8 protein-coding genes and 1 pseudogene are annotated in these 12,807 nt (G+C 34.7%); 4 read left to right on the forward strand and 5 right to left on the reverse strand.

Features of this window, described 5'->3' with window-relative positions; genetic code table 11:
* The first annotated feature begins 45 nt into the window (after positions 1-45).
* Together ligD and ACKX2A_RS09150 are read left to right on the forward strand one after the other, a co-directional pair.
* The gene (gene ligD / locus ACKX2A_RS09145; RefSeq protein WP_415329049.1) at positions 46-1,896 is read left to right on the forward strand and encodes a DNA ligase D; all 1,851 of its coding nucleotides are present in this window, start codon (positions 46-48) and stop codon (positions 1,894-1,896) included.
* A 54-nt stretch (positions 1,897-1,950) separates the two neighbouring features.
* Entirely contained in the window at positions 1,951-2,910 is a 960-nt protein-coding gene (locus ACKX2A_RS09150; RefSeq protein ID WP_415329050.1) for a hypothetical protein, read from the forward strand.
* Between the two features lie 4 nt (positions 2,911-2,914).
* On the opposite strand, the gene ACKX2A_RS09155 is transcribed toward ACKX2A_RS09150, so the two are convergent.
* The 4 genes and pseudogenes from ACKX2A_RS09155 to ACKX2A_RS09170 form a co-directional block, all read right to left on the reverse strand.
* Positions 2,915-3,646 carry an SDR family NAD(P)-dependent oxidoreductase gene (locus ACKX2A_RS09155; protein WP_415329051.1) on the reverse strand — a complete coding sequence of 244 codons (732 nt, stop codon included), beginning with the start codon at positions 3,644-3,646 and terminating at the stop codon, positions 2,915-2,917.
* Between the two features lie 306 nt (positions 3,647-3,952).
* Positions 3,953-4,320, reverse strand: a pseudogene (gene yajC, locus ACKX2A_RS09160) (preprotein translocase subunit YajC).
* Positions 4,321-4,324: 4 nt separating this feature from the next.
* On the reverse strand, positions 4,325-4,840 hold the full coding sequence (locus tag ACKX2A_RS09165) for a DUF1573 domain-containing protein (RefSeq protein ID WP_415329052.1): 516 nt from the start codon (positions 4,838-4,840) through the stop codon (positions 4,325-4,327).
* Positions 4,841-4,851: 11 nt separating this feature from the next.
* Positions 4,852-5,757 carry a transcription antitermination protein NusB gene (locus ACKX2A_RS09170; protein WP_415329053.1) on the reverse strand — a complete coding sequence of 302 codons (906 nt, stop codon included), beginning with the start codon at positions 5,755-5,757 and terminating at the stop codon, positions 4,852-4,854.
* A gap of 91 nt (positions 5,758-5,848) precedes the next feature.
* Between ACKX2A_RS09170 and ACKX2A_RS09175 the strand changes: the two genes are divergently transcribed.
* Positions 5,849-7,510 (forward strand): ABC transporter ATP-binding protein, encoded by a 1,662-nt coding sequence (locus ACKX2A_RS09175; RefSeq protein ID WP_415329054.1) that lies wholly within the window; start codon positions 5,849-5,851, stop codon positions 7,508-7,510.
* 99 nt (positions 7,511-7,609) lie between these two features.
* Positions 7,610-7,945 carry a DUF3276 family protein gene (locus tag ACKX2A_RS09180; protein WP_034679055.1) on the forward strand — a complete coding sequence of 112 codons (336 nt, stop codon included), beginning with the start codon at positions 7,610-7,612 and terminating at the stop codon, positions 7,943-7,945.
* Positions 7,946-8,198: 253 nt separating this feature from the next.
* Here ACKX2A_RS09180 and ACKX2A_RS09185 read toward each other — a convergent pair whose 3' ends face one another.
* Positions 8,199-12,254, reverse strand: coding sequence for a T9SS type A sorting domain-containing protein (locus ACKX2A_RS09185; protein WP_415329055.1), 4,056 nt, complete (start codon positions 12,252-12,254; stop codon positions 8,199-8,201).
* Between the last annotated feature and the right edge of the window lie 553 nt (positions 12,255-12,807).

Genomic DNA, 12,807 nt, shown 5'->3' on the forward strand with positions numbered 1-12,807 from the left:
AATTCTTTAGTTGACGAAAAAAAATTAAAGAATTTCATTAAGCCAATGTTGGCAAAACCTCACGATAAAGCATTTGATGATGAGGAATGGATCTTTGAAATAAAATGGGACGGTTACCGCGCTGTTGCGGATCTCAGTAAAAAAAATCCACTTTTCTATTCCAGAAACGGGATTTCTTTCCTATCAAAATTTGAAAAAGTTTCGCAGGATTTCACCAATCAGAAACACAAAATGATTTTGGATGGCGAAATTGTTGCCTACGATGAAAACGGAAGACCAAATTTTCAGTTATTACAGCAGATTGGAGATAATCCAAATTTAGCCTTAGTTTATCAGGTTTTTGATATTTTATGGCTGAATGGTCACTCAACTGAAAATATTCCTTTAATTCAACGGAAAGAGCTTTTAAAAGAAGCGTTGGTTGAAACAGATGTTATTAAATTCTGCGATCATATTCAAGAAAAAGGTATTGACTTTTTTAATCAAATGAAAAAAATGCAGTTGGAAGGAATGATTGCTAAGAAAGCAGACAGCCTTTATGTGGAAAATCACCGGACTTCAGACTGGCTGAAAATAAAATTTACCAACACGGAAGAAGTCATTATTTGCGGATTTACTGAACCTCGAGGCTCTCGCGAAGGCTTCGGAGCGCTGATTTTAGGGAAATATATTGATGGAAAACTAATTTATGCCGGACACACAGGAACCGGATTTAATCGAGATCTGATTCATGAAGTGTTGGAGAGATTAAAAAAATTAATCATAAAAACTTCTCCGTTTGAAAATATTCCGAAAACAAATATGCCTGTAACTTGGACAAAGCCAGAATTGGTCTGCGAAATAAAATATTCTGAAATCACCAAAGACGGAATCTTCCGACATCCTGTATTTGTCGCGATTCGTGAAGATAAAAATCCTGAAGATGTAAATGTAAAACCAAAAGAAATGAAAGCTAAAACTTCATCAAAAAAAACAGAAAATTCTGAAAAAGAAAAGGAAATTACACTGAATAAACATCAAGTAAAATTGACCAATCAGGATAAAATTTACTTCCCGAAAGATGATATCACAAAGGGTGATGTGATTGAATATTATCAATCCGTTGCCGAATATATTCTGCCACATTTAAAAAACCGACCGCTTTCTCTGAACCGATTTCCCAACGGAATTCAAGAGCAGAGTTTTTATCAGAAGGATGCGAGTGACAATATTCCGGATTGGATAAAAACGACGCAGGTTTATTCGGAATCGAATGATAAATACATCGATTATATTTACTGTAATGACAAAGCAACTTTGGCTTATTTAAATAATCTTGGCTGTATCGACATGAATCCGTGGAATTCTTCGCTTCCCGATTTAGAGCATCCCGATTTTCTGGTTTTAGACCTTGATCCGTCGAAGAAAAATACATTTGATGATGTGATCGAAACCGCTTTGCAGGTGAATGAAGTTTTAACATCCATTAAAATTAAAGGCTATTGCAAAACTTCCGGAAGCACTGGAATTCACGTTTATATTCCAATGGGTGGAAAGTATGATTTTGACCAGGTGAAAGATTTTGCGCATATTTTGATGAAGCAAGTCAATGAAAAATTACCGAAATTGACAACGCTAGAACGAAGCTTACAAAAAAGAGATGATAAGAAAATTTATCTCGATTATCTTCAAAACAGAACAGGACAGACTTTGGCAAGCGCTTACAGTTTGCGTCCAAAAGAAGGCGCTTCTGTCTCAATGCCTTTGGAATGGGAAGAATTAAAAAAAGGTTTAAAGCCAACGGATTTTAATATTCATAATGCGTTAGAAAGAATTAAAGAGAAGGGAGATTTGTTTAAGCCCGTTTTGGGAAAGGGAATTGATATGATGAAGGGGTTGGAATTGTTAAGTACATAAAAAAATATTTACATTTTTTTTGTAATTTTGGGAGCATAAACACAGATAATATTTATGCTGAATAAAAAAAATTATTTCATCTTATTTCTCTTTTTATTTACAACTTTTAATGCCCAAATAACGAAATTATCTTACGATAGGTCATTCAATTACAGCATCAAAGAAAATAACAACTTTACCATTTATACTAATCAAATTCCAACTGATAATTTGATAATAAGCTACGGTGAAAGTTGGGATATTAGTTACAAAAAACATTTCGATTGGCAACATTCCAACAATCATCTAAACGGTGATTTACTGAATAATAAGTTCCTAAATCAACACGGTAGTACAACTTTAAGCCCTTTATTAGAAATAAATCTTGTAAAAGATGAAAACCTTTATGATATAGACTCTTTTAAAAATTGTATAGCTTATAAGGGCTTTTATAAAGATGGAAGTGATAGCTACATCATGATTTATTGTACTGAAGATAATGATAATCATGATTATTCTAAAATGAATAATTTTCTTTTAAAAACAATGTTCGGCTTGGACAGTGCGAATTTACCTACTAATAATATTATTGTAAAATTGATGATGTTTAATGGTAAAGGAGAAGTTATTTTCAATTTAGTAGATTTACTGAATATCTCTAATGAGAAAAAGGAAATATATTTCAACAAAGACTATGTCAATTCTTACATTAATGGACAAAAGCCTCCTAAAGACAGGAAGGACAAACCGTATTATTGCCAATTTACCATAGAAGAATTTTATCTATCTGACGAACTTGAAAAAAGGCTCAACGAATTCATGTGTGATATGGATACATATTTTAATGAATTTGGCTATCTCAACAGCAAAGATCAAAGTGATTTCTATGACAGCGAAATAGAACGATTAAGTATATTTTATAAAAAATATAAACATCTTAATCAAAAGCAAATTGATAAATTTAAGTTGACACTTAAAAAACTTAAAACTAGTAAAAAAGAAGAAGATTTCTTTTGGATACGCGATGCGTATTAATTTTTTAAGGCAATTTCGCCACCAAGCTCTCCGGCAACATTTTCAAAATCAAATAAATCATTTTCCATTTAAAATTCGGAACGATGGTAAAAGAATTTCCGGCATTGACAATGAATTTTGCAACGTAATCAGGTTCCATAATTAAAGATTCATTCAATTGTAAACCTTCATTTATTTTGGTTCGGATGTAGCCAATTATCAAAGCATTAACTTTGATATTTCTTGATGCCAATTCCTGTCTCAATCCAGCCAGATAAGTCGTAAAAGCAGCCTTGGTACTTCCATACACGAAATTACTTTTTCTTCCTCTCACACCCGAAAGTGAAGACAACCCGATGATTCTTTCCAAATTTTTATTGCTTTTATCTGTCGCGATAATATTTAAAATAGAAACAGCTCCCATATAATTCACCAACATCATTTGTTGAGTTCCTCTAAAGTCTGTCAATGCTTTTCCATTGTCTACTAAAAATCCGGCTGCGTAGACCACGATATGAGGTTTTATGGGAAGTTCATTGTAAAATTTTTGATGAGAATCAAAATCAACTGAATCAAAAGATAAAACCTTGACTTTTGCATTGATATTATTCTGTTGAACAAATTCATCTAAAGATTGGGTATTTCTGGACGCTGCAATCACTGAAAACCCTTTTTGAACATATTGCCTGATCGCTTGTTTTCCAACATCCGAATTTGCGCCTAAAATGAGAACGGTTTTGTTTGTGTTTTGATTCATGGGACAAAGATATTTTATTAACCACAAATTTCACTAATGTTTTTCACCTATAACACTAAAACTGTGCATTCATTCTGTCATTTCGACGTTAGGAAAAATCTGTTTTAAAACCATTAAGTTTAATTAAGGGGGTTAAGATTTTTTAAGCTAGATTCTTCATTTCGCTTCTCAACTATGCTCGTAGACAGTTTATGTTCTTCATGACAGATTTTCGTATATTTTATTTGAGAAGATAATATAAAAAAGTTTCGGCGGGGTGAGCTTTGCTCACCCCGCCGAAACGAATATTTTAAAACTAAAAAAGGATTATTTCTTTTCAGTTTCGATTTCTTTTTTGTCAGCAGATTTATCAGATGAAGTCGCTTTGTCTCCAAAACGATTTTCTGTAAATTCTCTTGAAATTGCCGCTTTTTCGAATTTCAGTTTTCCTGATAATGTTTCGATTACAAAACCATCATCCTGAATCTGAGCAATTCTTCCGTGAAGACCAGAAGTAAGGACAACTCTGGTTCCTACTTTAAGGTTTTCAAGAAATGCTTTTTCTTTTTTGCCTTCTTTTGCTGTGGCAATACCATCAAAAAGTAAAAACCTACGATCATCACACCCATCATGATCATCATCATAGATCCTCCGCCTTGTGGCTGTGCCTGTAAAAAGATTGATAATGTATTCATTATGTTATGGTTGAATATTCGCAGTGAACGTTAATTTAATAGGCGCTTTTTCTACATTAGCAAAAACATCAGCATACTTGCTTACGTTCCCGTCGAAATTTGTAGAATCAAAATGCAACGTGATTTTTCCTTTTTTACCCGGTAAGATAGGCTCTTTCGTAAAATCTCCGGCAGTACATCCACATCCTGGCTTCACCTCAGAAATTACCAACGGATTTGTTCCTGTATTTGTAACTTCATATACATGCTCTACTTTGTCTCCTTTTTTTACATTTCCAAAATCGTAGTTGCTTTGAGCAAGAGCAATTGTTGTTAATGGTTGGTTTGAAGCAGGCGCAGTAGTTGCAGTTTCACCAGAAACAGGTGCAACAGCAGCAGAATCTCCAGGAGTTGCAGGTGCAGCAGCCGTAGAATCTGTTGTAGCAGTTTCTGTGCTTGCAGCTTCTTTATTTTCTTTTTTACAAGAAACCAAACCAAAACCTATGATTGATAAGGCGATAATTGATAACGTCTTTTTCATATTTTTAAAATTTATATTCTATTTAAATCTTTACAATATTTATCTAAAATTCCATTAATGAAGATATTCGAACGGTCTGTCGCAAATACTTTTGCAATCTCAATATATTCATTAATAATAACTCTTGAAGGGGTAAAAGGAAAATTATCAAGTTCCGAAATAGCAGTTGATAAAATCACTTTATCCATCAAAGAAACTCTTTCCAAATCCCAGTTTTCCAGTCTTTCTTCCAATTTCTTTTCATTGGCTTCCCAGCTATCCAAAGTATTTCTCAATAGTTTCATGGCGAAAGATTTATCTTCATCATCTTTAATCATTTTAATTAAAGTTCTGCTTTCTTCATCTTCTTTCAGGAAACCAATTGTTTTCTGAACCATCGAGTTGGCGATGTGAATATCATCATACCAAGAAAGTTCTTTATCACCAAGATAATCATGGAAATCATCATTTTCGGCAATATATCTTAAAAATAATTTACCAATAAATTTCTGATCGTCTTCAAAAGAATATCCTTCTTCCTTCATAAAATCCTGATAACGCTTTCCCGCTGTAATTCTTTGGAAAGTTTTAACCAACAGATCATCATGCAAGTCCCACTTCAATTGCTTGTGCTGTCCTGTGAAAAATAATCTCTCAGGATTTTCTTCCAATTTAATTAAAACTTGATTGTTGATGAATTTTTGGTTAGGATTGATATCAGCATCAGTTTTAATGTATTTGTTTTTTCCAATCTCGATTTGGTTTTCAGCCAATTCTTTCAGAGAAACCAAGAAGTTGAGCTGGTAGATATAGAGATGATAGATTTTCTCTATTCCGGCAAACATGTTTTTCTCTAATACATCAAACTTTACAGGATTCTGGTAGTATGAATACACAGTCTGTACTACTTTTTCACGGATTTGTCGTCTTCCTAACATTCAAAGAGCTTTTTTATGGGTGCAAAGATACAAAATTTAAAATTGATGAAATTCTAAGTCTCATGACATTTTTGTAATTTTGTAAAACTATATGAAAGCGTTAAAAACTCTGAACCCTTACTTCTGGAAACACAAAATATTGCTATTTTGGGGGGTATTATTTATCATTGCCAGTAATTTTTTCAACATATATAAAGTTCAGTTCGTAGGAAAATCTGTGGATGAGCTTACCAAAAACGGGAATTTAGGTTTCAACAAACAGGTTTTAATCTATGTTGCCATTATTGTCGGCTGTTCTTTACTGACTGGATTTTTCACATTCATGATGCGCCAAACCATCATCGTTGCATCAAGAAGAATCGAATATGAACTGAAAAACAAAATCTATAGACATTATCAGGATTTATCTTTAACGGATTATAAACAAACAACCATCGGAGATCTAATGAACCGATTAAGTGAAGATGTTGTTGCTGTTAGAATGTATTTAGGTCCCGGAGTTATGTATGTTGCGAACCTGATCGTTTTGGTAATTATAACCGCAATTTATATGCTGACTACAGATGTTTCGATGACGCTTTGGACTTTGTTGCCGTTGCCGATTTTATCTTACGCAATCTATAAGGTAAGTTCAATTATTAATCAAAAGTCGAAAATTATGCAGAAAAGTCAGTCTGCGATTTCCACTTTTGTACAGGATAGTTTTTCTGGAATTCGTGTAGTGAAATTTTTTGCAAGAGAAAATTACATCAAGAAAAATTACGGTGTAAAAGTTACCGATTATCAGGACAAAGCATTAGATTTAGCAAAAACTGAAGCATATTTCTTTACCATTATTTTATTCGTAATCGGATTATTAAATGTTGCTATCATCTGGATTGGCGGACAAAAATATATTGCTGGGGAATTAAGCATTGGTAAAATTGCCGATTTCTTCATGTACATTAATACTTTGATTTTCCCTTTCTCAATGGTGGGTTGGGTAACTTCTGTAAACCAAAGAGCAGAAGCTTCAATGCAGAGAATTAATGAATTTATGGATAAAAAATCTGAGATCATCAATAAAAACTTTGACACATACGAAATTAAAGGAGATATTGAATTCAGAAATGTTTCTTACGTGTATCCGAATACTGGAATTAAGGCATTAGAAAATCTTAGCTTTACCTTAAAAGCCGGAGAATCTTTAGCCATCATGGGTAAAACCGGAAGCGGAAAATCTACAATTGCCCTTTTACTCTGCCGTTTGATTGATCCGACTGAAGGTGAAATTTTAATTGATGGTAAAAATTTAAAAGAACATAACTTAGAAAATTATAGAAACTTCATCGGATATATTCCTCAGGAAAGCTATCTTTTCTCAGATTCTATTGAAAACAACATTGGTTTTGCTATCGACAAGCCTACTCACGAAAAAATGGTAGAATATGCAAAAATCGCCGACGTAGATAAAAATATTGTTGAATTTAAAGAACAGTATAAAACCATGGTTGGTGAACGTGGAGTGATGCTTTCGGGAGGTCAGAAACAGAGAATTTGCATTGCAAGAGCTTTAATTAAAGACCCAAATATCATTATTTTTGATGATTCTCTGTCGGCTTTAGACACCGAAACCGAGCAAAATATTCTTGAAAATATCGATAGAAAAATTCATAACGCAACATCCATAATCATCACACACAGAGAGTCTAGCGCTCAGAGAGCAGATAAAATCCTTAACTTAACAGAAATTACCAATTCCGTAACCGCATAGCAGATTCGTTCACAAATGTTAAATAAATCATAAAAAAAATTTTGTGATTAAAAGAAAACTTTTATATTTGTTCTTAACAAGATTAAAAAATATCTAACAATGAGTGAATACAAGGAGCGCCATGAAAATGAAATTTTCACAAAGGTGTTAAAAGCAGGGAGAAGAACTTATTTCTTTGATGTGCGCGAGACAAAAGCAGGAGATTATTATCTTACGATTACAGAAAGTAAGAAGAATTTCGGAGAGAATGGAGAAGCTACATTCGAGAAACACAAAATTTACCTTTACAAGGAAGATTTTAAAAGTTTTCAGGAGATGTTTAATGAGTCCACAGATTTCATCATTAACGAAAAGGGTGAGGATGTAATTTCAGAAAAACATGACAAAGACTTCAAAAGCAAATCTTACACAATAGATTCTGACGACGAAGTTTAAAAAAAGGATAATTAAAAACACAAGCATCTGAAAAAGGTGCTTTTTTTGTGCCTTTACTTTTCGGTTGTATTTGATGTATTTAAGATAGAAATAATCTTGTTTCTTTAATTTTTGAAGTGTGATATTCATTTAATTGAATTCAATCATTTTTACCGCATTATTAAAATAAAATCGGCGTACACAAGATTGTATACGCCGATTATTATTGCTGAACTTAAAATGTAATAATTACATCAAAGTTTTTCTTAAAAATTTATCGTTTGATAACTTTTACCGTCTTCATCTTATTATTGCCTGTATTTACCTGAACAAGATAAACTCCCGATGCAAAAGCAGAAAAATCAACTGTTCCTTTTGTATCATTAATAATTTTAGTTGTTACCAACTGTCCCGCCGCACTGTAAACTGTTACCGAAACAATCTTTTCATTGTTAGAAATATTTAGATAATCCTGTACCGGATTTGGGAAAACTTTTAAGCTGTCATTATTTGATCTTGTTGAAGTTTCATCCACTGCTAATGTACTTACCGGACAGCCAACAGGAACGAAAATTTTCTTTTGAACAAATGTACCATCTCCTATTTGACCAGAGCTGTTATTTCCACAGCCGGATAAAAACCCGCTGTTGTCTATTACAAACGTATTAAAAGAACCTCCAATTACGGTCTGTCTGTTCGTTGATGTCCCTATTTGTGTTGGAATAATTTTACTAATTGTAGTTCCGTCCCCCAATTGACCGACATCATTATATCCCCATGTCCAAAGTGTTCCATCTGCTTTTATTCCTAAAGAAGTATAAAAATTGTTAGCATCAATACTCTGCCAATTTGTTGATGATCCTATTTGAGTAGGGCTTATTTTATTGGTTGTGGTTCCGTCACCTAATTGTCCATAATTGTTTAATCCCCAACCCCATAATGTTCCATCGGTTTTTATTGCTAATGAATAATTAAGCCCACCAATAATGTTTTTCCAATTTGTATCTGTTCCAATTTGTGTTGGTGTATTTTTAGGAACTGTAGTTCCATCACCTAATTGTCCGCTACTATTAAGTCCCCAAGCCCATAATGTTCCATTAGCCTTGATAGCAACTGTATGTAATACTCCTGGTGCGACAGTTTTCCAATCATTTGCTGTTCCTATTTGCGTTGGAGTAACTTTGTTTACTGCTGTTCCGTCTCCTAACTGTCCATTATCATTAAGTCCCCAAGCCCAAAGAGTTCCATTGGATTTTATTGCCATTGTGTAATTGTCTCCAGTTGCAATACTTGTCCAATCATTTGCAGTTCCTATCTGTGTCGGAGTAGATTTATTTACTAAAGTTCCATCACCTAACTGTCCATTATTGTTATAACCCCAAGACCATAATGTTCCATCGGTTTTTAATCCTATAGAGTGAAACTTACCGGCAGATACTTTTGACCAATTACTTGCTAATCCAATTTGTGTTGGAGTAGTTTTAGTAACTGTCGTACCATCTCCTAACTGTCCATAGTTGTTGCCTCCCCAAGCCCATAATGTTCCATCGGTCTTTATTCCTAGTGAATAAGTATCTCCCGGACTAAAGTTTTGCCAACAACCTGTTGTAGATGTAGTAAGTGTAGTAAATGATCCTCCAGGAATCCAATTGACCTGACCACTTGGTCCACAATTAGAACTTACCCACCAATAATAAATGGTATTAGGTAATAAATTCGTCAAATTTGCCGTTGTGGAATACGTACTTCCATCTATACCGCCAATCGTTGAACTTGTACTGTAAAGATACTGATAACCACTGCCAGGAGCCGATGTTGGTGCTACCCAATTAAGAGTAGCTGATGAAGAAGTTATATTAGATGTATATAACTGGCTTGGAGGATTACAAGTTGCCGACACCGGACAAGTGACGGAGGTGAATGAAGTTTTATTTACTGTAGTACCGTCTCCTAATCGTCCTGATTCGTTATTTCCAGTAGCTTTTAAAAAAGCATCATTATCTAAAGCTAAAGTATGATATGCACCTGCAGAAATGATGTTAAAGTCATTAGCATTACTTACAGAAATTGAGTTTGAACCATTATTGGTTGTACCATTACCCAGCTGTCCATAATCGTTTTGCCCGCAAAAAAACATATTTCCGGGAATTATAGTACCTACCGTATAATACCATCCTGCATCAATACTTTTAATCTGATCAAATACTAAAGTTGGTGTAGATCGATTGTTAAATGTACCATCACCAAGTTGTCCTTCGGTATTTCTTCCCCAAGTATAGAGAGCTCCATTTGCATTGCTTGCTACAGAATGATAAGCTCCCGCTGCAATATTTGCCCAATTCGTACTAGTTCCTATTTGTACAGGTGATGTTTTATTTACTGTCGTACCATCACCCAATTGACCAGATCCATTAGCTCCCCAAGCCCAAAGTGTTCCATTGGTTTTTATTGCTAGAGAAAACTCAATACCAGTTGCTATACTTCGCCAATTAGTTGCTGTTCCTATTTGTGTAGGTAAAAGTCTAGTCACGGTAGTACCGTCTCCTAATTGTCCATTATTATTATATCCCCAAGCCCAAAGTGTTCCGTTGGTTTTTATTGCTAATGTATGATTGCTTGCTATATCAACCTCAGTCCAGTCAGTCGCGAATCCTATTTGTGTCGGGATATTTCTGTTGATCGTAGTTCCGTCTCCGAGTTGACCTGACCAGTTGTAGCCCCAAGCCCAAAGTGTTCCATCTGTTTTTATTGCAATTGAATATAGAGCACCTGCAACAACTTTTCTCCAATTATTGGCAGTTCCTATCTGAGTTGGAGTATTTTTATCAACAGCTGTCCCATCACCTAACTGGCCAAACTGGTTACTTCCCCATGCCCAAAGTGTTCCATCTATTTTTACTCCCAAAGAATGGGTGCTACCTGCGCTAATTTTTTGCCAACAACCCGCAGGAGGAAGTGTCGTAAAAGATCCTCCCGGAATCCAAGCGCTTTGATTAGATCCGCAATTAGACATTACCCACCAGTAATAAGTGGTATTAGGCAACAAGTTGTTTGCACTGGCCGTTGTTGAAATTGTATTTCCATTAGCTGCCCCCATAGTTGGAGAAGTTCCATAAGCGTAAACATATCCTCCGGTAGGTGCAGTTACTGAGCCCGTCCAGTTAAGAGTAGCAGTTGTAGAAGTAATATTTGATGTATACAACTGGCTTGGAGGATTACAAACCATCGAACAATTAACCTGAGTAAGTGTATTTCTCTGAATTGTAGTACCATCGCCTATTTGTCCTACCGTATTGTCTCCACAAATTGACAAAAACCCATCTACATTGATGACCATTGTATTTGATATTCCTAATCCAACAGTTTTTCTGTCAGTAGCTGTTCCAATAAGTGTCGGTACATTTCTATTTGTTGTTGTACCGTCTCCTAATTCCCCTTTTTCATTATATCCAAATGTATAAAGAGAGCCATTGGACGAAATAAAAGCGGAGTGGATGGAATTTGCTGCAATACTCTGTACCCCCTGATAAATTACTATAGGTGTCGAACTATATTGTATAGAAGTACCCGTTCCCAATTGTCCAACATCGTTTCTCCCCCATGTATACAGTACACTATTTGTTTTAGTTGCTAAAGAATGTCCATTACCTGCAGCAACATCTTTCCAATCATTTGCCGTTCCCATCTGAACAGGAGACGTTTTAGTAACAGTTGTTCCGTCACCCAATTCACCACTGCTGTTGAGTCCCCATGTCCACAGTGTTCCGTTTGTTTTTGTAGCTAAAGTATGAGCACTTCCCAGTGAAACACTTCGCCAGTTAGTATCTGTACCTACTTGAATAGGAGACGTTACGTTATTACCTATAACTCCAGCACCTAATTCTCCGAAGAGATTACGGCCCCAAGCCCAAAGAGTTCCATTTGTTTTTATAGCCATTACGTGTGGACCTTCAGCGCTAATGCTTTTCCAGTTTGTATCTGTACCTATTTGCTTAGGTGAATATCTATTTGAAGTTGTACCGTCACCTACTTGTCCATAGATGTTCATTCCCCACGCCCAAAGCGTTCCATCGGTTTTAATAGCGACTGTAGATGCACTGCCGGTAGAAACTGTGAGCCAGTTATTTCCTGTTCCTATTTGAACTGGTGTACTTTTACTCATGCTTGTGCCGTCTCCTAATTGACCGCTACCATTATTTCCCCATGCCCAAAGTGTTCCGTCTGTTTTTATCCCTACCGAATGGTAAGATCCGGTACTTATACTTTTCCAGCATTGGGCAAACGACTGTATGCTGATTAGCAACAGTAATAAATAAAGAATTCTCTTCATGCTTAGTTTTTAGATGTTTTCCTACTCGTATAGCTTTTCGGTTTCGCTTCGTTTAAATGGTTTCTGAACTCCATAGAGATAAGATCACACGTCATGTATCAAGCATAACCTGTGGTTTTTAATAAATTTTAAGATTTACATTGTGCTATATTGTCGAACACAATTAGTACTAATGAATTAGTAGATCTGAATAAAATGTAATGTAGTTGTTTTGATTTTCATGGTTTTAAGATTAGGTTTAGTTTTTAAATGACAACATTCTCATGACTATGATTTGATGTTGCGGAATGCAAAAGTATAGTTTTCTAATGGACTATCAAAAGGTTAACGAAAATTTAATCGATTGCAGCCATTTTATAACTACAGTAAGTTATATGTGTTTAAGGATAAATTTGGTTTAGAAGCATATTTTAATTTCAATTTTCCCCATATTTATGCATTTACACAAAAAATATTGACGAAATAAAATTTTAATAATGAAATTTGTCTAAAAAATTGAAATATATTGAAACCAGAATTGATATAAAATAAAAAAGTACACTTTTCAAAAAGT

Origin of the sequence: Chryseobacterium sp. MMS23-Vi53 (assembly GCF_047651245.1) — a bacterium.
GTDB lineage: Bacteria > Bacteroidota > Bacteroidia > Flavobacteriales > Weeksellaceae > Chryseobacterium.

What these genes read in the sequence shown, in the direction of transcription:
- ACKX2A_RS09170 (WP_415329053.1), bottom strand. Translation starts at nt 5,757, where the DNA reads ATGTTAGGAAGACGACAAATCCGTGAAAAAGTAGTACAGACTGTGTAT.
- ACKX2A_RS09185 (WP_415329055.1), bottom strand. Translation starts at nt 12,254, where the DNA reads ATGAAGAGAATTCTTTATTTATTACTGTTGCTAATCAGCATACAGTCG.
- ACKX2A_RS09150 (WP_415329050.1), top strand. Translation starts at nt 1,951, where the DNA reads ATGCTGAATAAAAAAAATTATTTCATCTTATTTCTCTTTTTATTTACA.
- ACKX2A_RS09180 (WP_034679055.1), top strand. Translation starts at nt 7,610, where the DNA reads ATGAGTGAATACAAGGAGCGCCATGAAAATGAAATTTTCACAAAGGTG.
- ACKX2A_RS09155 (WP_415329051.1), bottom strand. Translation starts at nt 3,646, where the DNA reads ATGAATCAAAACACAAACAAAACCGTTCTCATTTTAGGCGCAAATTCG.
- ACKX2A_RS09165 (WP_415329052.1), bottom strand. Translation starts at nt 4,840, where the DNA reads ATGAAAAAGACGTTATCAATTATCGCCTTATCAATCATAGGTTTTGGT.
- ACKX2A_RS09175 (WP_415329054.1), top strand. Translation starts at nt 5,849, where the DNA reads ATGAAAGCGTTAAAAACTCTGAACCCTTACTTCTGGAAACACAAAATA.
- ligD (WP_415329049.1), top strand. Translation starts at nt 46, where the DNA reads ATGTTGGCAAAACCTCACGATAAAGCATTTGATGATGAGGAATGGATC.